This window comes from Noviherbaspirillum autotrophicum (assembly GCF_000818395.1).
Taxonomy (GTDB): Bacteria; Pseudomonadota; Gammaproteobacteria; order Burkholderiales; family Burkholderiaceae_D; genus Noviherbaspirillum; species Noviherbaspirillum autotrophicum.
The window spans coordinates 3,041,850-3,067,913 of sequence record NZ_JWJG01000028.1 but is presented as its reverse complement, the minus strand read 5'-3'; the positions used below and the strand labels follow the sequence as shown (position 1 = coordinate 3,067,913).

The window sequence follows — 26,064 nt, the reverse complement described above, 5'->3', positions numbered from 1 at the left end:
TCGCGGAATGGAGGAAAATTACTTTCCTCCAGTTGCATCAACGATAACGGGAGGTGAAGCTGGAAAGGGCTCGATGAATATGTTCTTGAAGCTCTGGCGCACGCCAAACCGCGGCGTCAACCCCTTCTATCAGTAATGTGTCACTTCGCAGAAGAGGACGGGTGTTCCGCGGAAGTACACGCTGCGCTGCCATCTCTTGAATGGCGCGGGCAACGGCGGCCAGCTTATGGCCATTTATCCATTCGGCGAAATCGGAAAACGTGCCGTTTTCTTTCGCCTGGCCGAGAAGCGAGACATATGCTGCCCAAAGGTGAGCGACGGCACCGTATTTCTTCCAATTATTTTTTATCGTATCGCGGCCTAGGCGCAACGGAGTACCACGGTAGTCGGTCCCGCCTCGGTGGATCTCACTGATAACGTGAAAGGCTTTGTCTAGCCCGGCATCCTCAACGCCACTTTCCTGCAACGCAAGTACGGCGATAAGCACTTGCCCAGCTGTGCCTCCCCCCTGCGCAGCGTCGGTCAAATCGTCCCCAACACCCTCCCTTCCGGCCTCGATCAGAAGGCTAATAGTCTTCGGCGATAGCTGGTGAAGGCTTCCCTTTTTTTCAGCAATCCTCGCCTCGAGCCACGCTTTTAGACGTTCGCGTTTCTCAGCATCGTTAGGATGAACCATATAGGACATGCAGACCAAAAAGGTTTCGTACCTATCTAACCCTGCCACATCAATACGTCTCCCAAGATTTTCATCCTGCAACTGGTCAGCTGCCATTTTTTTCCACCCTATGATTTACGTTGAAATTGAACCACATTGCCCCGCTCGTTCAGAATCAGCGGCAGAAGACGCCCCCACGACACACGCTAGGCTTCCCGCTTCTTAGCAAGTCACAGCTTCTTTTTTCACGGTTTTGCGGCTCACCGAGCACGCCCTGCTATCACATAGTGCTGATCGATATGCTTCACTGAGGCCATTCCGGATCAGTTTTACGCAAGCATCGCTGATTTATTATTTCGCAGACTCAATTGGGATTTAGCATTATGAAAACATTGCAAATTATACATTTCCACATAGAGGATAAATTGCATATTTTGCAATATTAAAAGTGAATCATGCGTCCGCAATTACGGCGCTGCACGTTTGCATTTCAAAAAATTATTAGATTGGGCAAGGAGTGCATGGCAAAGCCGGCTGGAGGGTGCTTTCACCAGAAAAACTAGTGAGTAAAAGCTTCGCGGTTGTACAGCACTAGAGAGGACCTGCTGTGATCCGGTGAAGGACGCTGGGGGATGGTGCTTCTTGTTTCCCGGGCGCTATTCGTCCAAAGACAGCCAAGCCACCCGGGGGTATTTTTGGGGGTATTTTTTAAAATCCCTCCAGTAAAAACCATGCCTAACTTATTGAATCATTTATGGTAGAGCGGCCTTGATTCGATTCCCGCCGCCCCACCAGAATTCAAAAACCCGGAACGTCGTCAAGGCGCTCCGGGTTTTTTACATTTTCCATTCTGCCGTCGCCATCCATCCCAAAGCATCAGGCTTCACTCAGTCCTTTTGTTCGACAAGCTGCAATCCTCGAATATGCGCGGGAATGTCCTCATGGAGCACCACTTCAGCGGCGAGCACGAGCCCGCGCTCTCGGTCGATGACCGGCGCGACGGTGACGCCGCAATAATGCGACGGCAAACAGGCCACCGGGATTTCTGCACGCACCTCGCCTGACTCCGGCAGCGGGATGCCCCCAAAAATGCCGACGTGCTTCCAGGGATACGATACCGTGACACGGTGTTCACCTGGTGCAACGCGCAAAGTCATATAACTGCCCATTTCGGGAATCCATCCGCGCACCTTGCCATCCACAATCACGGAGAATCCTTCCAGGCTCCGGCTGTCCCGATACGCGCCATAATTGACTGAAACAAACAGTTCTGCGGCCGGGCCGTCGGACATGACGCCCGGATCAGTTCTTGGGATGTCCGGCGTCTGCGGCACGACCATGCAGGCGATTAGAATCATCGAAGCTGCGCTTGCCAAGACTTTGCCGGCTGCGACCATAGGAATAGTCCAGAGTTTAACGAGGGAGGTAGGGCAGACGGCGGGAACCCGGGGTGAAACGATGCCACATCATGACGCCTGCCCTGCCTGCAGGATATAGGATACCTGTGCATCGGTCGAAATGACTCATGTCAAGCAGATCCGCCAAGCGCGCCGTCGACATCTTGTCCGTCGCTCTTTATCATGAAACGCACACCCTTCAAGCCTGGAATCATCTCGCCGTTAAAGAGCCCCTACGCATGAAAATACAAATCGCTTCCGACCTGCATCTGGAACTCTTGGAAAAGCAGTTCCCCGGCTATCGCGCCGTCGAACCGGCCGATGCCGATGTGCTGGTGCTCGCCGGCGACATCCATCGTTCGACCGAGGCCGTAGCGGCCTTTGCCGATTGGCCGGTGCCGGTGGTCTACGTGCACGGCAACCATGAGGCTTACCATGAACAGTATGGCGCGCTGGAAGACAAGCTGCGCGCTGCCTGCCTCGGCACCAACGTACATTATCTGGAGCGCGGCGAATACGTCCTCAACGGCGTGCGCTTTCTCGGCTGCTGCCTGTGGACCGATTACCTGCTGGACCCGGAGCACCAGCGCGAGGCAATGCAGGAGGCCGAACTGACGCTGAGAGACCATCGCGTCATCCATACCGCGCACGGGCCCTTCACGGCGCAGGACGCATTGCAGCTGCACCATCAGTCGCGCGCCTGGCTGGCGGAAAAACTGGCAGAGCGCTTCGCCGGGCGCACCGTCGTGGTCACGCATCATGGTCCGCATCCGCAGTCCGTCCATCCGCGCTATGCCGGCGTGCGGCTGAATGCCGCGTTCATCAGCGATCTGACGCCGCTCGTCGAGCAGGCCGACTTGTGGATCCACGGTCATGTGCACGACAGCTTCGACTACGCTGTCGCGGGCACGCGGGTCGTCACCAATCCGCGCGGCTACGCGCTCAACCGCCGCGCAGCGCAGGCGCCCGAGCAGCTGGTCTGGGAAAACGGCCGTTTTGCGCAGCGCCTGGTGGTAAGCATCTGACGCGCCTGCGTTGATGCATCTCGGGTGACGTGCGCTGCGGCTTGCAAGCGCGCGTGCGGTTCATTACATTCATCCTGTGCCGACGGCCTGCCCGGCTGCGCAAATCCATTCCCGCAAGAACCACAAGCCCCCGATGACCCTCATGACGACAGCACACAATACCGACACCAAGAAAGTCACGCTGGCGCTGCAGGGCGGCGGCGCGCATTCCGCCTATGTGTGGGGCGTGCTGGACTACCTGCTGCAGCAGGACGGGGTGGACATCGTCGCGGTGAGCGGCACCAGCGGCGGCGCCATGATCGCCGCCGTGCTGGCCTATGGCCTGAGCCTGGAACGCGACGCTCGCGGCCGCCGGCTCGACGATGCGGCGCGCCGCACCCATGCGCGAGAATTGCTCGACACGTTCTGGCGCCGGGTGGCGGAACTCGGCGACGCCTACTTGAATCCGTACCGCTTTACGCCCAACCTGTTCCACCGTTCCTGGAACATCGATGGGCTGCCGGTGCCGGTCGCACTCAACGCGCTGTCGCTCATCACCTCGCCCTACCAGTCGTGGGGCGGCCCGCGCCAGAACCCGATCGCACAGGCGATTGCGGACTGCATCGACCTCGATGCGCTCAACCGCAGCACGACCGGCCCCGCCTTGTACGTGTGCGCGACCAACGTGCGCACCAGCCAGCCGAAAAGCTTCAGCAAGGACGAGATCCAGATCCCCCACCTGCTCGCGTCGGCCTGCCTGCCGATGGTCGACCGTGCCGTGTGCATCGATGGCGAATACTACTGGGATGGCGGCTACGTCGCCGACCCGGCACTGGCGCCGCTGATCGAGCATCACAAGCAGCAAACGCGCGACATGGTGATCGTCGGCGTCAACCCGATCGTGATGCGAAAGACCGATACACCGCCCGACACGGCGTGGAAAATCATCGACCGCATCAACGAAATCACCTTCAACGCATCGCTCATCGCGGAAATCAAGCGCATCCACGAAGTCAACGAACTGCTGCGCCAGGTGCCGCACGATGCGCGCGCCAGGCAGTCCGGCGGCAAGCTGCACGACAAGGAAGAAATCCTGCTCCACTACATCCCGCCGCATGCCGACATGGCGAGCTTCGGCGTGGCCAGCAAGAGCAACACGGCCCTGCCCTTCCTGCTGCATTTGAAAGCGCTGGGGCGCGACGTGGCGAAAAAATGGCTGGCCGGCGCGACCGACGGCGGCGGTGCTGCCCACCTAGGCACCTCGTCCGATACCAACCTCGTGCAACTGTTCATCGACCCGCACCGCGCGGATGCGCCGCCGCTGCCGGACGCGGTACAAGGCGTGCAGACGGTAAGCGCCGGCTGAGCGGCAGTCCCTTCCCCGGGGCAACGCCGTCTTGCCCCGCGCATTCCCATTTCTTGCTTTAAACAACGGAATGGAACTCTGCGGCCATTTCCCTCTCCTATAGAACCATTGACGTTTTCACAACCGAGGTGGAAAGCAATGCGTGTATGCCTGTACGTGCTGCACCGCCGGTCGGATGCGATCGGGCTGCCGCGCAACGGACTACGCAACGCATTGACTTTCCCGTGAATTGATAAGGAGATCCATCATGGCAATTTCTTCCAACGATACGGCTGGCATGCTCACCGCATTGTTTACCGACCGCGACAGCGCCGAACGCGCCTACCAGGTCGTGTCCGATCGCGGCTATGCCAAAGACGACATCAATGTCGTGATGTCCGACGAAACGCGGTCGAAGCAGTTTTCGCAAACCGGTGCGCAGCAGACCGAGCTCGGCAACAAGGCGGCGGAGGGAGCGGGCATTGGTGGCGCCCTCGGCGGCACGCTGGGCGCGATCCTCGCCGCTGTCGCGGCCACCGGCACCAGCCTGGCCCTGCCCGGCCTGGGGCTCGTGATCGCGGGTCCGATCGCCGCCGCGCTGGCCGGCGCCGGGGCCGGCGCAGCCACCGGCGGCTTGCTGGGCGCGCTGGTCGGATGGGGCATTCCGGAGGAGCGCGTCAAGCACTACGAGAGCGGCATCAAGCAAGGCGGCATCCTGATCGGCGTGCGGCCGCGTTCGGAAGCCGATGCCGACTACATCGAACAGCAGTGGCGCAGCCTCAACGGCCAGCACATCTACCGGCCGGCCGGCGCGGTGCAGTCGACCTCGACCGTGCGCACGACAACCGCCGCCGAGCCGATCGGTACTGCCGCGGACGACACTTCGGAGTACCGCCGCCACTGGCAAACCGCCTACGGCACGTCCGGCGGGCGTTATGAAGACTATGACACCGCTTACCGCTACGGATCGACCATGGCCGGCAGCGGGCGCTACCAGAATTACCAGTGGAACGATGTTGAACCGCAACTACGCAGCGACTGGGAAGCCAGCCACCCCGAAAGCACCTGGGAAAAGGTGAAGGACGCGGTGCGCTTCGGCGCGGAGCGCGTCTCCCGCCGGCACTGACTGGCACCGCTGCCTGCGCATGACGGCGCAAGGGCTGCACAAACGTGCAGCCCTTTTTTATGGGCAGCAAGCGCGTGACAGTCCTCTCCCCAGGCATGGCGGCGCGATGCGGTGGTGCTATAGTAGGCCGCACGCCATTCGTCGCATTGCTTATTCTCTGGAGGAGTCATGATCGCTCTCATCGTCTTGCTGGTTCTTGCGCTCGTGCTGGTGTTCTGGGCCGTGGGCGTCTACAACCGGCTGGTTGGCTTGCGCAACCGCTTCAAGAATGCCTTCATGCAGATCGATGTGCAATTGAAGCGGCGCTACGACCTGATCCCGAACCTGGTCGAGACGGCCAAGGGCTACATGAAGCACGAACGCGACACGCTCGAAGCCGTGATCGCCGCGCGCAACAGCGCCGTAACGGCCAATGCCCGCGCCGCGACCGACCCGACCGATGCGGCGGCGGTGCACCAGATGGCGGCGGCCGAAGGCGCGCTGAACCAGAGCCTGGGCCGCCTGTTCGCGCTGTCGGAAGCCTATCCCGACCTGAAGGCGAACCAGAACATGATGCAGCTGAGCGAAGAGCTGACCAGCACCGAAAACCGCATCGCATTCGCGCGTCAGGCGTACAACGACAACGTCATGGAGTACAACACGACGGCCGAGCAATTCCCCGGCTCGGTCATCGCCGGCATGTTCTCGTTCAAGACGGCCGAACTGCTGCAGTCGACCGAGGCGCCCGAGGAGCGCAAGGCGGTGAAGGTGTCGTTCTGATCCGATGCGCGCCGCGCATCCGCCATGAACTTCTTCGAGCACCAGGACCAGGCACGGCGCCAGACCCGCACGCTGGTCATCCTGTTCATCCTTGCGGTGATCGCCATCGTCATTGCAGTCAACGCCGCCATGGCCTTCGTCTGGCTGTGGACCAAGGGCGTGCGCATGGATGGCCCCTACGGCTATCCGCGCGGCTTCTTTGCCACCAACACCCTGGTGACGCTCGCGCTGATCGGCGGCGGTACCGCCATTGAACTGTTCAACCTGCGCGACGGCGGTGACGCGGTCGCGAAGATGGCGGGCGGACGCCTGGTCGCGCCGGCCTCCACCGTGCTGCTGGAGCGGCGCCTGCTCAACGTGGTCGAGGAAATGGCCATTGCCTCCGGCATCGCCTGTCCGAAAGTCTATGTGCTCGACCGGGAAGACGCGATCAATGCGTTCGCCGCCGGCTACAACCCGAACGAGGCGGTGGTGGCCGTCACGCGCGGCACGCTACAGCGCCTGACGCGCGACGAGCTGCAGGGCGTGATCGGCCACGAGTTCAGCCACATCCTCAACGGCGACATGCGCCTGAACATGCGCCTGATCGGCGTATTGTTCGGCATCCAGATGATCGCCGGCTTCGGCCAGCACCTGATGGACTTCGCGCGCTACTTCGTGCCGGCGCGTTCGCGCAACCGCGACGACAAGGGTCCGTCGGCGGCGCTGGTCGTGTTCGTCACCGGCGCAGCCCTGTTTGCGATCGGCTATATCGGCGTGTTTTTCGGCCGCCTGATCAAGTCGGCGGTATCGCGCCAGCGCGAATTCCTGGCCGACGCCAGCGCGGTGCAGTTCACGCGCAATCCCGACGGCATCGGCGGCGCGCTGCGCAAGATCGGCGGCCTGTCGCGCGAGATGGAACTCGGTTCGCGCATCACACATCCGAACGCCGAACAGCTGTCGCACCTGTTTCTCGGTGCGGTCAAGCCAAGCCTGGTGGCCGGCCTGTTCGCCACGCACCCGCCGATCGAGGAGCGCCTGCGCCGCGTGTATGGCAGGAAGGTGGAACTGCTCGACGCGCCAGTGCAGGAGGAAACGCCGCAGCAGGAGCCGATGCTGCCCGATATCCCGTTTGCCGCAACCGGCTTCGTGCCGGCGCCTTCGGCGTCCGCGTTTGGCAACAGCGCAGGCGAGCTGACCGACCTGGCGCCGCAGCTCGACAGCGCGGTGCGCGACCCGCATGCGGCGCGCGCCGTCGTGTATGCCTTGCTGCTGGCCCAGGAGGCGGGGCGCGACGCGCAAATGGCCGTGCTCAACGCCGACGCCGGGCAAGGCGCGCTGGTGGCTTACCTCGCCGACACCATCGCCGCCATGCCGAAAAGCGCGCGCCTGCCCCTGCTGGACCTGGCGATGCCGGCGCTGCGCCAGCTGCCGCAGCCGGCGCGCGACGCCGTGCTGGCCATGGCCGCAAGACTGATTGCGGCCGACAACCGCGTCACGCTATCCGAATTCGTGCTGCAGACAGTGCTGCAGCGCCGGCTCGACGCGCACGCGGGACGCGCGGTGCCGGTACGCTATGCCGACATGGCATCGCTGCGGCAGGAAGTGGCGGTGCTGCTCTCGCTCGTCGCGCACCTGGCGGCCAAGTGCAATGGCGAGCCGGCCTCCGCCGCCTATGCGCGCGGCGCTGCCGCAGCCAGTATGGGCGGCGATCCGATCGACGTCAGCCTGCTTGGCTTCGAGCGCGTGCGCAGCGCGCTGACCGCCGCCAATCAGTTGGCGCCGCTGGCCAAGCCCATGCTGATCCGGGCGCTGGTTGCAACGGCAATCGCCGGCACGCGCGACATGCCGGTCGACACCGCAGATCTGCTGCGTGCGATCTGCGCCGCCATCGATGTCCCGGTGCCGGCAATCGTGGCGGCGACGTACATGCAACACGACTGGGCCGGCGCGTAGCGAAGATGATTTCGCTTGCCGATGGCAATCATTGTCTTCCTCCCTTCCGGCACAATGCCCGCCATGAAAAGAAATCGCGGATCGACCAGCCGATCGCCGCCAGCGCCAGCACGGACAGAATCCACGACAGCATTCCGTGATCGGCGCGCGCCACCCCGGTTCGATTGGCTGACCACCCGAGCAGGGTCGGCGCCAGCACGACGGTAATGAAACCCAGATTCAGGATCAAAAGAAAGTGCAACAGCCGCTCGTTCTGCGGCAGCACACGCGTCCTGTTTTCAACGAATTCGTCCCAGGCATCGATGACGATGACGGCCATCAGCAACGCGCCGATCAACGCAGCCCAGATGCCATGCCAGGCGAGCCAGGCCAGCAATCCGAACAACAGTCCGTATGCCGCCTCGCGCAACACATGAATGCCGATTTCCGTGCGCGCCTGCGCCCGGTGCGGCAGCCGCACGATCAGTTCATGATTGACCAGCGTGTCTATTCCGCCAATTACGCCTTGCGCTATCAGTAATACGGGTAACAGGGTATCGGGCTTCATGATCGGCGTCCTGGCGGCTCATGCGCGAAGCGTCGCGTTGCAATCCGCATGGCTGTTCGATGCCGCCGGCGTGGGAGAAGTTCGCATGGCGAGACGGGTGCGCGCAGCAGGCTCAATGGGCTGCACAGCGGCGTCCGGCCGATTGCGACGACGATGTTCCCGTGATGTGCTCGTCAGCAATACCTGCGGTATCTCCAAAGCCAACACCGCCTTCTTGCCTCACGTCTGTTATCCGGAATGGAGCCAGCCTATGCGCGCCGGCCCTCTTCCTTCCACGCCGCCGCGCCCAGCAGCACCACCCGCATCTGCTTGACGAAATTTTCCGACATTTCCGCTTCCAGCAAGGGCTGGTCCGGCGGCAAATCCAGGATGTCGATCGCCGCCGCCAGCATGCTGTTGACGATCAGGCCGCACACCATTTGCAAGCCGGCGGTGGACAGATCCTTGTATACGCCCAGTTGCCGGAAATCCTGCGCCATTTCGCTGGTGAAGTGATTGACGTCGTTGCGGATTGCCAGTCGCAGCAGGCGGCTGCCGCCGGAGCGTTCGCCGGAGATGAACATGAACTGCAGGCGGTTCTGCTTCACATACGCGTGGTACACCTGCACCGAGCGCCGCAACACGTCGCCCTCGCTGATGCCGGCCTGGCGCGCTTCGCGCAGCAGGCGCCGCAGCGTGATGCCGACCTCCTCCACCAGCGCCAGGCCGAGTTCGTCGGTATTGCGGAAATGCCGGTAAAACGCGTTCGGCACGATGCCAGCCTCGCGCGCGATTTCTCGAATGCCCAGGCTGGTGAAGCTGCGCCCTTCGCCGATCAGGTGAAGCGCCGCCTGCAGCAGGTTGCGGCGGGTGAGGTCCTTGCGCTCGTGGCGGCTCAGGCTGTCGACCCGCTTCGGAGCGGACGATGAGGATGGCATTGAAGATCCTGTTGGGTGTACAGGCGTATCGCGCTCGGCATGAGCGATACGCGGGGATTTCCGCAATTTTACTTGAGAGCATCCTGAGAAGTGCCTCTAGATGTCTAAATATTAATAGACTTTGAGTGTACAAATGTACACAATACGCCAGACCTGTTGCGTTGGCCTATCCCAAGGAAAATCTCATGCCCGTCTTACCGAATACCGCGCCTGCTGCGCGAACATGGCCGCACGCGGCGGCCAGCGCATTGAAAACGTCGCTGCAGCATCCGTGGATCGCCTCCGTGGTCGGACTTGCCGCAGTCGAAGACGCGCTGCGCGCGCTGCACCCGATGCTGTCCTTGTCGTCGGTCCGTGCCCGCGTGGTCCGCGTCATCGACGAGACGCCCGACACCCGGACGTTCGTGATGCGCCCCAATGCATTGTGGCTCGGCGCGCGGGCCGGCCAGTTCGTGCGGGTGCAGGTGGAAATCGACGGACGCCGGCGCGAGCGCGCCTACAGCCTGTCTTCGCCGCCCGGCGCGCGGCGCCTGGCGATCACGGTCAAGCGCCAGGACGGCGGTCTGGTGTCGCCCTACCTGCATGACGCCGTCAAGCACGGCACGGTGCTCACGTTGAGCCAGGCGGCCGGAGAATTCGTGTTGCCAGCCCGCTTGCCGCCCAAGATCCTGCTGCTGTCGGCCGGCAGCGGCATCACGCCGATGATGGCCTTGCTGGGCGAGCTGCGTTCCCGCATGTACCGCGGCGACGTGGTGTTCTACCACGTGTGCAGGAATGCGCGGCAGTTCATCTTCTCGCAGCAGCTGCAGGCGCTCGCCAAGACCTGGCCGGCGCTGCGGCTGGTGACGCATTTCAGCGAGCAGTCCGGCCGCTGGCAGGCCGCGTCCCTGCGCGCCCACATGCGCGAACTGAGCAAGCATGCGACCTGGATGTGCGGGCCAACCGGCATGATGGACGCCGTCCAGGCGCTCTGGACAAGCGAGCATTTTCTGGCGCCGCTGCATAGCGAACGTTTTTCAGCCGCGCCCTTGCGCCTGGCCAGCGGGCCGGATGTCGCGTCGACCGTGCGCCTGCGCGCCAGCGGAAAGCAGTTCGTCGCGCGCGGCAGCGCCCCCCTGCTGCTGCAGGCCGAGCGCGCCGGGCTGTCGCCCAAGTATGGATGCCGCATCGGCATCTGCCACTCGTGCCAATGCACGAAGGCGTCGGGCAGCGTCGAGAACCTGCAGACCGGCGAGGTGTCTGGCGCGCCCGACGAACAGATCCGCCTGTGCATTTCCGCCGCACGCTCTGACCTCGTGCTCGATCTTTGAACTTTCATACCCGCAGAAAAGGAACACGCCATGCAGCTTTCCAAGCCCGTTGCGCTGTCGCGCGAACAAGTCGCGGCATTCGAGGCCGAGGTCGATGCGATCCGCAATGCCGTCATGAACGACCTGGGCCAGCAGGATGTCGACCATATCCGCAAGATGATCCGGATTGCCCGTGCCAGCGAAATCGGCGGGCGCGCCTTGCTGCATTTCGGCGTCGGGCCGCTCAGCTGGGTCGCCGGCGTGCTGGCGCTGGCCAATGCCAAAATCCTCGACAACATGGAAATCGGCCACAACGTCATGCATGGCCAGTACGACTGGTGCGGCGACCCGGCGCTGCATTCGCAAACCTTCGAGTGGGATATCGCCTGCGACGGCGAGCAATGGCGCCACTCGCATAACGTGGTGCACCACACCCACACCGGCATTCTCGGCAAGGACAGGGATATCGGCTATTCGCTGCTGCGCATGTCCGACGCCCAGCGCTGGAAGCCGCGCCACCGCTTCCAGCCGCTGGCCAACCTGCTGCTGGCGCTGGGCTTCCAGTACGCGGTCGGCTCGCACGACCTCGAGATCGGGCGCTACAAGTACGGCAAGATGAGCAAGCCGGAATTCAAGTCGCGGCTGGAGCGCTTCCTTGCCAAGGTCGGCAAGCAGTGGTTCAAGGATTACCTGCTGTTTCCGGCGCTGGCGCTATGGAGCGCGCCGCGCGTATTGGCAGGCAATTTCACGGCCAACCTGATCCGCAACCTGTGGGCGTACCTGATCATTTTCTGCGGCCACTTCACCGACGGCGTGGCGATCTACCGCGAAGAGGACACGCGCCATGAAACGCGCGGCGACTGGTACATCCGGCAGCTGACCGGGTCGAGCAACCTGACCGGCGGGCGCCTGTTCCATATCATGAGCGGCCACCTGAGCCACCAGATCGAGCATCACCTGTTCCCCGACATGCCGGCGCATCGCTACCCGCAAGTTGCGCCGCAGCTCGCAGCGCTGTGCCGCAAGTACGGCCTGCACTACAACACCGGCAGCCTGTCCAGGCAGTACCTGACGGTGATCAGGCGCATCCTGGCGCATGCCCGGGCGCCGAAGCCGGCGGCCATGCCGTCGGCGTGACCGGAACGGCGCGACGCCGGCGTCACTCCTCGCCGGCGGCCAGCCGCACCTTGTACTGGCCGGTCTTCTCGTCGCGGATAATCTGCAGCAAGCCGTGCTTTTGCGCGTCTTCCATCAGTTCCTTGAACGAGCGGTAGCCGTAAGCCGATTCGGAAAATCCGGGGCGCCGGCGCTTCATGGTCTGCTTGACCATCGAGCCCCAGATCTTTTCATCCTCGCCGCGCTCCGCGATCAAAGCCTCGACCGTCCCGACGGCGAAGTCGAGCGCGTCCTGGCGGCGGTCCTCGTCCGTCTTGTCCTCGCTCTTATCCTCGCTCTTCTGTGCCGGCGCCTTGGCCGAGGCGCCGTTCGCGGGCTTCTTGGCTGCAGCCTTCTTTTCGGCCGGCTTGCGCTTGGGTTTCTGCTCGCGCACCAGGTCGTCGTAGAAAATGAATTCGTCGCAGTTGGCGGCCAGCAGGTCGGAAGTAGAATCCTTGACGCCGATGCCGATCACGTACTTGTTGTTCTCGCGCAACTTCGATACCAGCGGTGAAAAGTCGGAGTCGCCGCTGATGATGACGAAGCAGTCGACATGCGACTTGGTGTAGCACAGGTCGAGCGCGTCGACGACCATGCGGATGTCGGCCGAGTTCTTGCCCGACTGGCGCACATGCGGGATCTCGATCAGCTCGAAGGCCGCTTCGTGCATCGGCGCCTTGAAATCCTTGTAGCGCTCCCAGTCGCAATAGGCTTTCTTGACCACGATGCTGCCCTTGAGCAGCAGGCGCTCGAGCACGCGGCGAATGTCGAAATGCGCGTACTTGGCGTCGCGCACGCCCAATGCGATGTTCTCGAAGTCGCAGAACAGCGCCATGCTGGTGATCTCGAATTGTGCCGCCATCGGTTACTCCTTTTTGTCTCTTGCGGCGCGTGCGGGGAAATGCCGCGCTGCGGGTGTCGATGGTTGGCAAGGGTACACTGTTTCGCCGGCGCTGGCGCCCCCGGCGGGCATCCGGATCAGTTGAGCGAGGGCGACTGGAAGCGGTGATAGCGCTCCAGCACCATCGGCACGTAGCGCTGCGTTTCCTGATAGGGCGGGATGCGCCGGCCATGCCGGATCACCGCATTCTCGCCGGCGTTGTAGGCCGCTACCGCGAGCTGCACATTCCCGCCGAACATCGACAGCAAGTCGCGCAGGTAGCGCGCGCCGACTTCGACGTTCTGTTCCGGCGCGTACAGGTCGTACTGCCCGTAGCGCGCGGCGGTGGTCGGCATCACCTGCATCAGGCCGATGGCGCCCTTGGGCGAACGCGCGCGCGCATTGAAACCGGACTCGACTTCGATGACGGCCTTGAGCAGGGCCGCGTGCACGCCATGTGCTTGCGCCACGCGCCGCACCAGCGGGTCGAACGCGCTGCGCCGCGCCGACAGCTGCGCCGTGGTCACCGGCGTGCCGCCGGCGCGCGGCCACAGCCGGTTGCCGTCGAATACGGCAAACACCTGCGAGGTCCGGTTGAGCGGGCGGTCGGAAAACGTGGGCCGCCCGGAAGCGTCGTACGAGCGGTAAATCCTGGCCTCGTCGGCCCAGGCCAAACCGGCGGCGCATAACGCCATGCCCAGCATGAAGCACCGCGCCAATCTGTTGCTTTCCACCCGCGTGGAATCCATTGCATCCTCCCTGTGTAGGCGTACGATACGCCCATGGCAAGGTTTCCTGCAAGCAATGACGTTGTTGCACTGGTACGCTGCGGCGCATGCCCCGCCGGGGCTACGCCAGTACTGCGGCGCTCTCGCGAAACAGCGTGACCAGCGCATCGGCCACCGCCTTGACACGGGGTGAACGGCGCACGTCGGGATGCACCACCAGCCAGAGCTGGCGGGCGACCGGGCAGGGGTATTCGGCCAGCGCGACCAGCGCGGGGTCGTCGCGCGCCAGGAAGTGCGGCAGTACGGCGATGCCAAGGCCGGCGCGGCAAGCCTGGTAGAGGGCGGCCAGGTCGTTGGAGCGCAGAACGAAGGGGCGCGCGCCGGCGACCTTTTCCAGCCACTGCTGCTGCGGCGTCTCACGCAGGCTGTCGTTGTAGCCGACAAATTCCCATTCCTGCGAGGCGCGGCCGATCCAGCCGCTGGCGCCATACAAGCCGTAGCCGATCTGCGCCAGCGGGCGCGCGGCAAGGCCGGGCGCCTCGGGACGCGACAGGCGCAGCGCCAGGTCGGCTTCGCGTCGGTACAAATTGGCCTCGCGCGATTCGCCGGCCAGGTCGATGGCAATGCCCGGCCACTGGCGCCTGACGGCGGCCAGGCGCGGCACCAGGAAATGGCTACCGAACACCGGCGGCGCGGACAGGCGCACCGTGCCGCGCAGGCTACTCGCGCCGGCGGTGGCGCGGCTGAAGGCGAGCGCTTCCTCTTCGATGCGGTACGCATGCTGCAGCAATTGCTCGCCATCCTGCGTCAGCGACCAGCTCTTGGGCAATCGGTCGAACAGGCGGATGCCGATCCGTTTTTCCAGCGCCGCGACGCGCCGCGCCACCGTGGTGTGCTCGACCGCGAGGCTGCGCGCAGCGGCGCTCAGGCTGCCCTGGCGCGCCAGTTCCAGGAAGTAGCGCACGTCATCCCAGCGCAGCGCATCCGGGTGGCTCGGGTCATCTGCGAATTTTTGCACAATAATTGTTCACGCATTTCTATTTTCGAGCAATTTTGCACTTGATAAGCTGGCAACGCAATCTTCACTTCCGGAGTCATCATGAGCAAATCGCTGGTACAACAAGTCGCCATCCATGCCTGCGGCGACGCATCCGCCCTGCGCGTGCAGCAGGCCGAACTGCCGCTGCCGGGGCCGGGCGAAGTCCGCGTGCGGCAATCGGCCGTCGGCGTCAACTTCGTCGATATCTACCACCGCACCGGACTCTATCCCCTGCCGGCGCTGCCGGCGGTATTGGGCGTCGAAGGCGCCGGCGTGATCGAAGCCATCGGCGCCGGGGTCGAGGCGCTGACGGTCGGGCAGCGGGTCGCCTACGCCGGCGTGGTCGGCGCCTATGCCACGGCGCGCAATCTTCCGGCCCAGCGCGTTGTTGCTCTGCCCGACGGCATCACGGCCGAACAAGCCGCGGGGGCGATGTTGCGGGGAATGACTGCGCACATGCTGTTCGCCCATGTGCGCAGCCTGCAGCCGGGAGACACCGTGCTGCTGCATGCCGCCGCGGGCGGCCTCGGCCTGGTGCTGCTGCAGTGGGCCAAGTCGCTGGGCGCGCGCGTGATCGGCACGGTGGGCAGCCGCGCCAAGGCGGACTTGGCCCTGTCCCACGGGCTGGACCGCGCCGTGCTGTACCGGGAAGAAGACTTCGTCGCCGCAGCGAAGGACTTCACCCAAGGCGCGGGCGTGCATTACGCCATCGACGGCATCGGCGGCGAAACCTTGTTGCGCACGCTGGAAGCGGTGCGCGCATATGGCATGGCGGCCAGCGTCGGTCAGGTCGCGGGCGCCGTCGCGCCGCTTGATCCGGCGCTGCTCGGCCCGTCCCGTTCGATTGCGCTGGCGCGTCCCGGCGTGATGCGCTTCATGAGCGATGCGCAGCGCTACCGCGAAGGCGCCGCCGCCACGCTCGCACACTTGTCGGCGGGAATGAAGATCATGATCGGCAAGGAGCTGACGCTGGCGCAAGCGGCGCAGGCGCATCGCATGCTGGAAGCCGGCGAGACGACCGGCTCGCTGTTGTTGCGGCCATAACTGGGAAAGGAGAACACCATGCTTTACCTGATTCTGCTGCGCTACCGCGCTGCCCTGGACGAGGTGGACCGGCATCTCGATGCCCACCGCGCCTTTCTTGAACAACATTATGCTGCGGGACATTTCCTGCTGTCGGGGCGGCAGGAGCCGCGCATCGGCGGCGCGATACTGGCGCGCGCAGGCTCACGCGAAGATGTGGCCGGATGGCTGGCGGACGATCCGTTCCGGCAGGCGGGCGTGGCCGACTACGACATCGTCGCGTGGATGCCGACGCTGCGCCACGCGGACGTGCCGGCCACGCTGGCGCCCCAGGCAAGCGAGGCCGGGGTGGCGACGCCATCGCCTTCTCGCGCCGAGGCAGTTTCGGAATTGCAAGCTATCGTCCCCATCCAAACTGCCAATCCCGCGCCGGGATAGAAAACAGGCCTGGCTTGTCAATATGACTTCCCTCTCGCCTTCGAAAGGAATGTCATGAGCGACAAGCGCCCGACCCTTACCACCCGCCAAGGCCATCCTGTCAGCGATAACCAGTCGCTGCGCTCGGTGGGCGAACGCGGCCCGGCCACGCTGGAAAACTACCAGTTCATCGAAAAGATCACGCACTTCGACCGCGAGCGCATCCCGGAACGCGTGGTGCATGCGCGCGGCACCGGCGCGCACGGTTATTTCAAAGCGTACGGCAAGATCGGCAACGAGCCGGCCTCCAAGTACACGCGCGCAAAGGTGCTCACCCAGACCGGCGTACGCACCCCGGTCTTCGTGCGCTTCTCGACGGTCATCGGCGGCAAGGATTCGCCGGAAACCGCACGCGACCCGCGCGGCTTTGCAGTGAAGCTGAAAACTGTCGACGGCAACTGGGACTTGGTCGGCAACAACCTGAAAATCTTTTTCATCCGCGACGCGATCAAGTTCCCCGACATGATCCACGCCTTCAAGCCGGATCCGGTGACCAACCGCCAGGAGCCGTGGCGCTTCTACGATTTCGTGTCGCAGTCGCCGGAGACGCTGCACATGGTGACATGGGTGAAAAGCCCTTGGGGCATTCCAGCCAACTACCGCGAAATGGAAGGCGCCGGCGTCAATACCTACAAGCTGGTCAACGACCAGGGCATGGCGCACCTGGTGAAATTCCACTGGCGGCCCAAGCAGGGCGTGCGCAACCTGACCGCGGCCCAGGCCGCCGACATCCAGACGCACGACACCGGCCATGCGACGAAAGACTTGTACGACGCGATCGCGCGCGGCGACTTTCCGGAGTGGGAATTCTGCGTGCAGCTGATGGCCGACGGCGATCATCCGGAGCTCGACTTCGACCCGCTGGACGATACCAAGCGCTGGCCGGAAGACCAGTTTCCGCTGCTGCCGGTGGGCCGGATGGTGCTCGACCGCAATCCCGACAACGTGTTCACCGAGACGGAACAATCGGCCTTCGGCACCGGCGTCTTGGTCGACGGCGTGGATTTTTCGGACGACAAGATGCTGCAGGGGCGCACGCTGTCGTATTCCGACACGCAGCGCTACCGCGTCGGCCCGAACTACCTGCAGCTGCCGGTCAACGCGCCGCAGGAAAAGGCGCAGGCGCACACCAACCAGCGCGATGGCCAGATGGCGTATTACGTCGACGCGGATGCCGGCAACAAGCACATTAACTACGAGCCGAGCACCGTCGGCGGTCTGCAGGAAGCACCCAGGCCAGACAAGGAATATCACCAGTGGGTCGAAGGCCACCTCGGGCGCTACCAGACCTCGCGCACCGCAGACGACTACCGGCAGGCCGGCGAGCGCTACCGCAGCTTCCAGGATTGGGAACGCGATGAGCTGATCGCCAACATCGGCGGCGACCTGCGCCAATGCCCGGAGCCGATCCAGCTGCGCATGGTGTGGCACCTGTGGCATTGCGATGAAGACTACGGCCGGCGCGTGGCGCAAACCGCCGGCATCGACCTCGAAAAAGCCAAGGCGCTGCCGCCGCTGCCGGGCAAGCCGGCGCCGCATGAACGACGCGCGGCGACGACCTACACCAGCGGCAAGGTCGAGGAAGCCGCGCCTGCCAAGTAACGGCTACCGGCTTAACGGCTACCGGTTGGCCCGCGGCTCAGCGGGCCAGCGGATTGGGCGTGGGTTCCGCCAGCTTGATGAGGGTATTGCGATCGGTATGGTGGAACGGCTCGTCCTTGCCGCGGATCATCATCACCGTATCTTCGTCGTACGACCAGCTGCCGTCGGCATTGATCGTCACCTTGATGCGGTATTCCACGGTGTTGAACGCGTAGTCGAGGAAGGGGTTGGAACGGATGCCCCAGTTGTCCGATTCCTTGCGCGCGACCAGTTCGAAGCTGGTGGCGTCCGCCTGCGCGCTGCCGCTGGCCATGGCAATTTGCCCGCGCGGGATCGCCAGCGTCTGGATCACGGTGCCGGTGGCCGGTTCCCACAGCCAGTAGCCGACCTGGTCGTGATAGGTCTTCACCTGGTCCGGCTTGGTCACATGGGTGTGATAACGCAGGCCGTAAAACAGTTGCGGCCCGTTGGTGACCGGATCGATCGGCTGCAGCTCGATGCGTTCGATAAAGGCTTGCTTGCGCGGGCCGTCCGCCTTGGGCTTGACATCCAGCCCGCGCGTGCCCTGCCACACGCCGGCCATGCCGCGCAAGGGGCCCAGATTGTGCAGAGTGTTGACGTCGATCTGGGACGGTTCGGTAAAGATATCTTCGGGAAAATCGTTCATGGTATCGCTTGAAAGTCAGGCCAGGAATCGGTAGTAAGGCGATTGTAGAGGCAAAAGATTGCCTTTGCTCAAGCGTCCTACGCCGCGCTCGCGGCGCAATAAATCCGACAAAATATGTTAGGCTGTTTGGCTCAATTTCCCTTAAGCATCTTTTATTCCCGGTCCTGGCCCTGCCCGGCCGCGGCTTAACGTATTGTCATCGCCATGAATCCCGGTTCCGACGCGGATCACCCCGCCCCGCGCTCTCCTGCCCATCTCTTTGTCGCCTTCACGCTGCTTGCCCTGCAAGGCTTCGGCGGCGTGCTGGCCATCGTGCAGCGCGAGCTGGTCGAGCGCCGCCGCTGGCTGACGCAGGAAGAATTTCTGGAAGACTGGGCGGTGGCGCAGATCATGCCGGGGCCGAACGTGGTGAATATTTCGCTGATGATCGGCGCGCGCCATTTCGGTCTGCGCGGCGCCATGGCCGCGTTGGCCGGCATGCTGCTGGTGCCGCTGGCGGTGCTGCTGCTGGTGGCGCTGGTGTACGCGCGCTACGCGGCCCACCCGGCCATGGCGGGCGCGCTGCGCGGCATGGGCTCGGTGGCGGCCGGCCTGATCGCGGCCACCGGCTTCAAGCTGTTCGGCGCGTTGAAGAAGAATGTGCTCGGCATGGCTGCCTGCCTGGTCTTTTTCACCCTGTCGCTGGTGGCCATCGCGCTGCTGCGCTTGCCGCTCGTGTACGTGCTGCTGGTGCTGGGCGGCGGCGCCTGCGTGCTGGCCTACCGGAAGCTGGCGCCATGAACGAGACGCTGCACCTTTCCCTGGGCTGGAGCGACTGGCTCCACCTCTTCCTGCATTACCTGTCGCTGTCGCTCTTGGCGGTGGGCGGCGCCATTACCACGGTGCCGGAAATGCACCGCTACCTGGTGAGCGAGCAGCGCTGGCTCACCGACGCGCAGTTCAATGCATCGGTGGCGATCGCGCAGGCCGCGCCGGGCCCGAACGTGCTGTTCGTCGCGCTCATGGGCTGGAACGTCGGCATGAATGCCGGCGGCATCTGGTACGGGCTGCTCGGCGTATGCGCAACCATGGCCGGCATCCTGATTCCCAGCACCACGCTGACCTACCTCGCCGCGCGCTGGGGCCAGCGCAACCGCGACCTGCGCGCAGTGCGCGCCTTCAAGCAGGGCATGGCGCCCATCGTGGTCGCGCTGCTGATTGCCACCGGCTGGATTCTCGCCAGCGCCAACGGCAATCCGCTGGAAAACTGGCGCCAGTGGCTGCTGACGATTGCCGTCACCCTGCTCATCTGGCGCACCCGCCTGCACCTGCTGTGGATGCTGGGCGCGGGCGCGCTGTTGGGAGCGTTCGGCTTCGTCTGAACGGCCCTGCCGGCTTACTCCTCCAGTCCGCCGCCGAATTCGGCGGCAGCCTTGGCCGCCCACAGCGCTTCGTTGTACGAGTCGAAGGGCGCATCGTAGCTGTCGACGGCGCCGTCATCGCCGACGAAATTGGTCCACCAGCCGTCGCCTTCCTGCACCAGGGCAATATCGCCCGGCCGGCACTGGTCGGCGATCGTTTCACCGGCGGCGAGCGTGACGATGTGGACGTTTCTGTGCGTGATCGTTGTTGCCATGAAGACTCCTTTGCGGCATGCGGCGGTCGGCCCGATAGTGTAATCCCCGGTGCCGGCGTACGCTGGCTTCAGGCCGATTTCTTTTGAGCCGTGCCGGCTGCCGTCGTGCGGGCGGCATACGGCTCGAACAGGCTCATGACTTGCGCAAAGCCCCAGCCGATGTGCTCGCGCGTGACCCGTTCGACGTTGTGGCGCGAATGCAGGTAGTCCAGCCAGTAGCTCGACACGATCCAGGCATTGACCACCAGCCGCTCGATCTCGCCGCGCGACGCCTTGAGCAAGCCAGCGTCGGCCATCTGCTGCAGCGCGCGCCGCACGTCGGCCTGCCCGCGCTCGGCCAGCGCCATGCCCTTGCCGTGCAGCGCGGGCGCCATGCGCTTGATGGCGGCCGTGTCGCGGTAAAAGAAGCGCCACTCCCACATCAGGTTGAACCACTTCTCCAGATAGCCGGGCCCGAGATCGTGCGCCGCCGGCGGCGCGTTGGCCACGTCATCGAGCGCCGCCTCGAATTGCTCGAACAGCGCGACCAGGATGTCTTCCTTCTTGCGGAAGTAGTAATACAAGTTGCCTTCGTTGATGCCGACGGTGCGCGCGATTTCGGCGGTGGTGACGGCCGCCGGGTTGGACTCATTGAACAAGCGCAAACATGTTGCGAGAATTCGCTCGCGCGTATTGAGGGCCTCTGAGGTCATGATTATCCTTTTGATGATCCTAAGGTATTCACCTTACACTGAATCCCGCTAAAGATTCTGGCGCAGCGCAAGTCATTGTTGCACGCTGCGCGGGCAAGCCGCAGAAAAATGTTTCCATTTGAAATGGACGGAGGAGCAGCATGGCATTCGAATTGAAGAACAGCGTTGCCGTCGTCACTGGCGCGGCGCACGGCATCGGTGCCGCGCTGGCGCACGAACTGGGGCGCCGCGGCTGCCATGTCGCGCTGGCGGACCGCGATGCGCAGCAGCTGGCGCACACCGCGCAGTCGGTGCGCGCGCTTGGCGTGCGCGTGAGCGAGCACCCGCTCGACATTGCCGACGCGGCCGCCGTCGCCGCACTGCCCGCGTCCGTCCTGGCCCAGCATGGGCGCGTCAACCTGTTGATCAATAACGCTGGCGTGGCGCTGATGGGCAACGTCGAGCAGCTCGCGCTGGAAGAAATCGAATGGCTCATGGACATCAACTTCTGGGGCGTGGTGCGCACCACCAAGGCGTTCCTGCCGCTTTTGCGGCGCGAGGCGCAATCGCACCTGGTGAACCTGTCGAGCGTGTTCGGCCTGGTGGCGCCGGCCGGGCAAGGGCCCTACTGCGCCAGCAAGTTTGCCGTGCGCGGCTTTACCGATGCGCTGCGCCACGAGCTGGCGGGCAGCGCGCTCACCGTGTCGGTGGTGCACCCGGGCGGCATCAAGACGCGCATCGCGCACCGGGCGCGGCGCACCGCGCAGTTCAGCGACAGCGAGGCGCAGCAGCTGGCGGACAAGTTCTTCAGCGAGGTGCGCACCACGCCCGAGCAGGCGGCGCTGTGCATCGTGCGCGGCATCGAGCGGCGCGCGCCGCGCATCCTGATCGGGCCGGATGCGCGCGTGCTCGACTGGCTGTCGCGCCTGGCGCCGCTGGGCTACTGGGCGCTCATCAGGCGCCTGTTCGAAACGCACGGCCTGACCAACGCGCCGGTCCCGCTCAATGAAAAGAGGCCGTCATGAGCAGCTGGCAGGCACGCTTCGTCAGCGCGATGCTGCGCAAGACATTCAAGCGCCGGCTGGCGACGTGCGCCGATGCCACCAGCGCGCGCCGCGTGCTGGGTGGCGTGCTCTACCGTACCCCGAAGGACGTCATCGTCACACCGCACACGCTGGGCGGCGTGCCCGGAGAATGGGTCGAGTCGCGCGCCGGCAGCGGCAGCATCACGCTGCTGTACCTGCACGGCGGCGGCTACTTTGCGTGTTCGCCGCGCACCCACCGCGCCGTCACGACGTTCTTTGCGCGGCAGGGCATGCGCGTGTTCGTGCCGGACTACCGCCTGGCACCCGAGTTCCCGTTCCCGGCCGCCATCGAGGATGCGGAATCGGTGTACGCGGCGCTGCTGAGCGCCGGATGCGACCCGACGCGACTGATGGTGGCGGGCGATTCGGCCGGCGGCGGCCTGGCGCTGGCGCTGCTGCTGCGCCTGCGCGACGACCGCATGCCGATGCCGGCGGCGGCCGCCCTGTTCTCGCCGCTGACCGACATGGAAAACACCCTGCCCTCGCGCATGCACAACAGCAGCCGTTGCGCGATGTTCATCGGCGAACGCATGCCGCTGGCGGCCGAAGCTTATCTGGCCGGCGCCGACCCGCGCTCGCCGCTGGCGTCGCCGGTGCGCGCCGACCTGCGCGGCCTGCCGCCGCTGTTGATCCACGTCGGCACCGACGAAGTCTTGCGCGACGATTCGACCGAGCTGGCGCAGCGCGCGCAGGCGGCCGGCGTAGCCGTCGACCTGCGCCTGTGGCCGGCGGTGCCGCATGTGTGGCAGCTGTTCCACTGGCTGATCCCGGAGGGGCGCGAATCGCTCGCAGCCGCGACGGTCTTCCTGAAAAAGACGGCAGCCTTCGCCGCCGACGGTCCGCGCACGTCTGCGGTCACTAGCGCCGGCAATGCGGCGCGGCCGGACTTCGATGCGCTCATCATCGGCACCGGGTTCTCCGGCCTGGGCATGGCGATCAGGCTCAAGCAGGCCGGTATCGCCTCCTTCCTGCTGCTGGAAAAGTCGACCAAGATCGGCGGCACCTGGCGCGAGAACACCTATCCGGGGTGCGCATGCGACGTGCCGTCGCACATGTATTCGTTTTCATTCGAGCGCAAGGCCGACTGGAGCCGCATGTATTCCGGCCAGGCCGAAATCCTCGCCTACCTGAAGCATTGCGTCGACAAGTATCGGCTTGCGCCGCATATCTGCTTCGGTGCCGAAATGCGGGACGCGGTATTCGACGAGACGAGCGATCTGTGGCGCGTGCGTACCGCCGACGGCAGGTTACTGACGGCGCGCATCGTGGTGTCGGCCATGGGCGCATTGCATCGCCCGGCCTACCCGCAACTGCCCGGCATCGAGCGTTTTCGCGGCGTGGCGTTTCACTCGGCCGAGTGGGACCACGGATATGACTTTTCCGGCAAGCGCGTGACGGTCATCGGCACCGGCGCCAGCGCCATCCAGTTCGTGCCGCAGATCGCATCCCGCGCCGCGCAACTGACGTTGTTCCAGCGCACGCCCGCGTGGGTGCTGCCGAAGATGGACCATCCGATCGGCCGGCGCGCGCAGGCGATTCTGCGCCGCGTGCCCGGCGCCATGGGCCTGTTCCGCAGCTTTGTGTATTGGCGGCAGGAACTGGGCGGGCTGGCCTTCCTGCATCCGAAACTGATGGCGCTGGCCGAAAAGATGGGCCGCAAGCATATCGCCAAGCACATCGCTGACCCGGCGCTGCGCGACAAGCTCACGCCGCGCTACACCATCGGCTGCAAGCGCATCCTGCTGTCGAACGATTACTACCCGGCGCTGGCGCGGCCGAATGTCGCCGTCGTCACCGACGCCATCGCCGAAGTCACCGACGACGGCATCGTCGACAGCCGTGGCGTCAGGCATGCGGCCGACGCCATCATCTACGGCACCGGGTTTCGCGTCACCGACCTGCTTTCGCCGGTGCGTTTCGTCGGGCGCGGCGGCGTCGACCTGAACGATGCCTGGCGCGGCGGCGTGCAGGCATATTGCGGCCTGATGGCGGCCGGCTACCCCAACCTGTTCATGCTGCTGGGGCCGAACACCGGCCTTGGCCACAATTCGGTCGTGTTCATGGCCGAGCAGCAGATCAACCACGCGATGAAATGCCTGAAGCTCATGCACAAAAACGGCATGACCTCGATCGAGGTGGATCAGCAGGCGCAGGCACAATTCAATGCGCGGCTGCAGCAGCGCATGCACAAGACGGTGTGGGCCACAGGCTGCAAGAGCTGGTACCTGGATGCCAGCGGAAAGAATGTCACGCTGTGGCCGGGGTTCACATTCTCGTACTGGGCGCGCATGAAGCGGGTGCGCCTGCCGGACTACCGCTTCGGCCATGCCGGCGCAGCGCCCCGGGCCGAGGAGGCCGCACGACCGGCCGCCCTGCGCGGGAATTGACAGCGCGGCGCTATACTGGCAGCCCCGCATTCGCCAGGCGCGCCCGATGTCCGACCTCAACACGATCAGGGACTTGCTGATCCGGTTCCGCGACGAGCGGAACTGGAAGCAGTTCCACACGCTGAAAAACCTCATCATTTCCCTCAACCTGGAAGCCGCCGAGCTGCTGGAGCTGACGCAATGGAAGAGCGACGCCGAGCTGGCAGCGCTGCAGTCGGAGGAAAAATTCCGGCAGCAGCTGCGCGAAGAATGCGCCGACGTGCTGCATTACCTGCTGCTGATTGCGGAAGACAACGGCTTCGACCTGATCGCGGCAGCGCAGGACAAGATCCGGAAGAACGCGCTGCGCTATCCAGTCGAGCAGTCGTACGGCTCGGCGAAGAAATACACCGAACTCAAGCACCAGGCGCGCGACGCGCAAGACTGACGAGGGCCGGCGCGCCATGCAATTTATGGCGCGAATGGCGGTCTATTGCATGAAGCAATCTGATGCCGCTTGAAAGAAAATCATGAAGCACGAGCAATACGATGTGCTGGCCGTCGACGGTGGACGGCCGGTCAAGATGTGGACCCGCGGGGTGCCGGTGGAAGAGGCGGCGAAGCGCCAGCTGGCCAATACCGCGCAGATGCCCTTCATTTACAAGCACATCGCGGCAATGCCGGATGTGCATCTCGGCAAGGGCTCGACCATCGGCAGCGTGATCCCGACCGTCGGCGCCATCATTCCGGCCGCCGTCGGCGTCGACATCGGTTGCGGCATGATGGCGGCCAGGACCACGCTGACCGCGCGCGACCTGCCGGACAACCTCGGCAAGCTGCGCGGTGCGATCGAGCGCGCAATCCCGCACGGCCTGTCGAAAGGCCGCAGACGCAAGGGCGGCGACGAGGGTTCGTGGGACGCGCCGCCGCGCTCGGTGGACGCCGCCTGGGCGCAACTGAAGGAGGAATTCGACGTCATCTGCGCCAAGACGCCGAAGCTCAGGCACACCAACAACTACCGCCACCTCGGCACGCTCGGCAGCGGCAACCATTTCGTCGAGATCTGCCTGGACGAGGCCGGCTTCGTGTGGCTGATGCTGCATTCCGGCTCGCGCGGCGTGGGCAATGCGATCGGCTCCCACTTCATCGAGCTGGCCCGGCAAGACATGCGCGTGCACCAGGTCAACCTGCCGGACCAGGATCTCGCGTACCTGTCGGAAGGAACGCGGCACTACGACGACTATGTGCAGGCGGTCGGCTGGGCGCAGAAGTTCGCGCGCATGAATCGCAAGGTGATGATGCAGAACCTCGTGGCCGCCGTGCGCGGCGTGATCGCCAAACCGTTCGACGCGCACGTGGAAGCGGTCAACTGCCATCACAACTACGTGCAGAAGGAAACGCATTTCGGCCGCGAAGTGCTTGTCACGCGCAAGGGCGCGGTGTCGGCGCGCGCCGGCGAGCTAGGCATCATCCCCGGCTCGATGGGCGCGAAAAGCTACATCGTGCGCGGCAAGGGCAACCCGGACAGCTTCCACAGCTGCAGCCACGGCGCCGGCCGCACCATGAGCCGCAGCGAAGCGAAACGGCGCTACACGGTCGACGACCAGGTCCGGGCGACACAAGGCGTCGAATGCCGCAAGGATGCCGGCGTGATCGATGAAATCCCGATGGCATACAAGGATATCGACGCGGTGATGCAGGCGCAGCAGGACCTGGTGGAAGTGGTGCATACCTTGAAGCAGGTGGTGTGCGTGAAGGGCTGACGGCATGATGGGCTGACGT

The 26,064-nt window shown here is 64.4% G+C and carries 26 protein-coding genes; 16 read left to right on the top strand and 10 right to left on the bottom strand.

Going from position 1 to position 26,064, the window contains the following annotated elements; translation table 11 throughout:
* Positions 1–37: 37 nt before the first annotated feature.
* Together TSA66_RS15430 and TSA66_RS15425 are read right to left on the bottom strand one after the other, a co-directional pair.
* Positions 38–772, bottom strand: a complete 735-nt coding sequence (locus tag TSA66_RS15430) for a hypothetical protein (RefSeq protein ID WP_040040628.1) — start codon at positions 770–772, stop codon at positions 38–40.
* A 770-nt stretch (positions 773–1,542) separates the two neighbouring features.
* Positions 1,543–2,052: a hypothetical protein gene (locus TSA66_RS15425; protein ID WP_157691712.1), complete on the bottom strand. Its 510-nt coding sequence runs from the start codon at positions 2,050–2,052 to the stop codon at positions 1,543–1,545.
* Between the two features lie 239 nt (positions 2,053–2,291).
* On the opposite strand from TSA66_RS15425, the gene TSA66_RS15420 reads away from it, so the two are divergent.
* The 5 genes from TSA66_RS15420 to TSA66_RS15400 all read left to right on the top strand — a co-directional run bounded on the left by TSA66_RS15420 (position 2,292) and on the right by TSA66_RS15400 (position 8,221).
* Entirely contained in the window at positions 2,292–3,077 is a 786-nt protein-coding gene (locus tag TSA66_RS15420; RefSeq protein WP_040040626.1) for a metallophosphoesterase, read from the top strand.
* Positions 3,078–3,219: 142 nt separating this feature from the next.
* On the top strand, positions 3,220–4,422 hold the full coding sequence (locus TSA66_RS15415; RefSeq protein WP_157691711.1) for a patatin-like phospholipase family protein: 1,203 nt from the start codon (positions 3,220–3,222) through the stop codon (positions 4,420–4,422).
* A 247-nt stretch (positions 4,423–4,669) separates the two neighbouring features.
* Entirely contained in the window at positions 4,670–5,527 is an 858-nt protein-coding gene (locus TSA66_RS27795; protein ID WP_232429482.1) for a hypothetical protein, read from the top strand.
* Between the two features lie 168 nt (positions 5,528–5,695).
* The gene (locus TSA66_RS15405) at positions 5,696–6,286 is read left to right on the top strand and encodes a LemA family protein (protein ID WP_040040625.1); all 591 of its coding nucleotides are present in this window, start codon (positions 5,696–5,698) and stop codon (positions 6,284–6,286) included.
* A gap of 24 nt (positions 6,287–6,310) precedes the next feature.
* On the top strand, positions 6,311–8,221 hold the full coding sequence (locus tag TSA66_RS15400) for a M48 family metallopeptidase (RefSeq protein ID WP_040040624.1): 1,911 nt from the start codon (positions 6,311–6,313) through the stop codon (positions 8,219–8,221).
* Positions 8,222–8,249: 28 nt separating this feature from the next.
* Here TSA66_RS15400 and TSA66_RS15395 read toward each other — a convergent pair whose 3' ends face one another.
* Positions 8,250–8,768, bottom strand: a complete 519-nt coding sequence (locus TSA66_RS15395) for a hypothetical protein (protein WP_040040623.1) — start codon at positions 8,766–8,768, stop codon at positions 8,250–8,252.
* Positions 8,769–9,016: 248 nt separating this feature from the next.
* Positions 9,017–9,685 (bottom strand): HTH-type transcriptional repressor FabR, encoded by a 669-nt coding sequence (gene fabR, locus TSA66_RS15390; protein ID WP_040040622.1) that lies wholly within the window; start codon positions 9,683–9,685, stop codon positions 9,017–9,019.
* Positions 9,686–9,870: 185 nt separating this feature from the next.
* On the opposite strand from fabR, the gene TSA66_RS15385 reads away from it, so the two are divergent.
* Together TSA66_RS15385 and TSA66_RS15380 are read left to right on the top strand one after the other, a co-directional pair.
* A complete protein-coding gene (locus TSA66_RS15385) occupies positions 9,871–10,995 on the top strand; it encodes a ferredoxin reductase (RefSeq protein WP_052452363.1) in 1,125 nt (374 codons plus the stop codon).
* Between the two features lie 30 nt (positions 10,996–11,025).
* A complete protein-coding gene (locus TSA66_RS15380) occupies positions 11,026–12,111 on the top strand; it encodes a fatty acid desaturase family protein (RefSeq protein WP_040040621.1) in 1,086 nt (361 codons plus the stop codon).
* 22 nt (positions 12,112–12,133) lie between these two features.
* Here TSA66_RS15380 and TSA66_RS15375 read toward each other — a convergent pair whose 3' ends face one another.
* The 3 genes from TSA66_RS15375 to TSA66_RS15365 all read right to left on the bottom strand — a co-directional run bounded on the left by TSA66_RS15375 (position 12,134) and on the right by TSA66_RS15365 (position 14,716).
* Positions 12,134–12,991, bottom strand: coding sequence for an NYN domain-containing protein (locus TSA66_RS15375; RefSeq protein WP_040040620.1), 858 nt, complete (start codon positions 12,989–12,991; stop codon positions 12,134–12,136).
* A gap of 116 nt (positions 12,992–13,107) precedes the next feature.
* A complete protein-coding gene (locus TSA66_RS15370; protein ID WP_052452362.1) occupies positions 13,108–13,758 on the bottom strand; it encodes a lytic transglycosylase domain-containing protein in 651 nt (216 codons plus the stop codon).
* 100 nt (positions 13,759–13,858) lie between these two features.
* The gene (locus TSA66_RS15365) at positions 13,859–14,716 is read right to left on the bottom strand and encodes a LysR family transcriptional regulator (protein ID WP_040042648.1); all 858 of its coding nucleotides are present in this window, start codon (positions 14,714–14,716) and stop codon (positions 13,859–13,861) included.
* A gap of 120 nt (positions 14,717–14,836) precedes the next feature.
* Between TSA66_RS15365 and TSA66_RS15360 the strand changes: the two genes are divergently transcribed.
* From TSA66_RS15360 to TSA66_RS15350, 3 genes are read left to right on the top strand one after another with little or no spacing between them, the layout of a single operon-like run.
* Positions 14,837–15,820: a quinone oxidoreductase family protein gene (locus TSA66_RS15360; protein ID WP_040040619.1), complete on the top strand. Its 984-nt coding sequence runs from the start codon at positions 14,837–14,839 to the stop codon at positions 15,818–15,820.
* A gap of 18 nt (positions 15,821–15,838) precedes the next feature.
* Complete coding sequence (locus tag TSA66_RS15355) at positions 15,839–16,237, top strand: YciI family protein (protein WP_084199646.1); 399 nt, start codon at positions 15,839–15,841, stop codon at positions 16,235–16,237.
* A 54-nt stretch (positions 16,238–16,291) separates the two neighbouring features.
* Entirely contained in the window at positions 16,292–17,878 is a 1,587-nt protein-coding gene (locus TSA66_RS15350; protein ID WP_040040618.1) for a catalase, read from the top strand.
* 37 nt (positions 17,879–17,915) lie between these two features.
* Here TSA66_RS15350 and TSA66_RS15345 read toward each other — a convergent pair whose 3' ends face one another.
* Entirely contained in the window at positions 17,916–18,545 is a 630-nt protein-coding gene (locus tag TSA66_RS15345; RefSeq protein ID WP_040040617.1) for an FABP family protein, read from the bottom strand.
* A 204-nt stretch (positions 18,546–18,749) separates the two neighbouring features.
* Here TSA66_RS15345 and TSA66_RS15340 point away from each other — a divergent pair, with 204 nt between their 5' ends.
* Entirely contained in the window at positions 18,750–19,325 is a 576-nt protein-coding gene (locus TSA66_RS15340) for a chromate transporter (protein ID WP_040040616.1), read from the top strand.
* Entirely contained in the window at positions 19,322–19,906 is a 585-nt protein-coding gene (locus TSA66_RS15335) for a chromate transporter (RefSeq protein WP_040040615.1), read from the top strand. Before TSA66_RS15340 ends, TSA66_RS15335 begins: the two co-directional genes overlap by 4 nt.
* A 14-nt stretch (positions 19,907–19,920) precedes the next feature.
* On the opposite strand, the gene TSA66_RS15330 is transcribed toward TSA66_RS15335, so the two are convergent.
* The gene (locus tag TSA66_RS15330; protein WP_040040614.1) at positions 19,921–20,160 is read right to left on the bottom strand and encodes a hypothetical protein; all 240 of its coding nucleotides are present in this window, start codon (positions 20,158–20,160) and stop codon (positions 19,921–19,923) included.
* A 68-nt stretch (positions 20,161–20,228) separates the two neighbouring features.
* On the bottom strand, positions 20,229–20,852 hold the full coding sequence (locus tag TSA66_RS15325; protein ID WP_052452361.1) for a TetR/AcrR family transcriptional regulator: 624 nt from the start codon (positions 20,850–20,852) through the stop codon (positions 20,229–20,231).
* A 140-nt stretch (positions 20,853–20,992) separates the two neighbouring features.
* Between TSA66_RS15325 and TSA66_RS15320 the strand changes: the two genes are divergently transcribed.
* From TSA66_RS15320 to TSA66_RS15305, 4 genes are all read left to right on the top strand, one after another.
* Positions 20,993–21,856 carry an SDR family NAD(P)-dependent oxidoreductase gene (locus tag TSA66_RS15320; RefSeq protein ID WP_052452360.1) on the top strand — a complete coding sequence of 288 codons (864 nt, stop codon included), beginning with the start codon at positions 20,993–20,995 and terminating at the stop codon, positions 21,854–21,856.
* Positions 21,853–24,303, top strand: coding sequence for an alpha/beta hydrolase fold domain-containing protein (locus TSA66_RS26285; protein WP_084199644.1), 2,451 nt, complete (start codon positions 21,853–21,855; stop codon positions 24,301–24,303). The genes TSA66_RS15320 and TSA66_RS26285 overlap by 4 nt, the downstream gene beginning before the upstream one ends.
* Positions 24,304–24,349: 46 nt before the next feature.
* Positions 24,350–24,730: a nucleotide pyrophosphohydrolase gene (locus tag TSA66_RS15310; protein WP_040040613.1), complete on the top strand. Its 381-nt coding sequence runs from the start codon at positions 24,350–24,352 to the stop codon at positions 24,728–24,730.
* A gap of 82 nt (positions 24,731–24,812) precedes the next feature.
* Positions 24,813–26,045, top strand: coding sequence for an RtcB family protein (locus tag TSA66_RS15305; RefSeq protein ID WP_040040612.1), 1,233 nt, complete (start codon positions 24,813–24,815; stop codon positions 26,043–26,045).
* Positions 26,046–26,064: the final 19 nt, after the last annotated feature.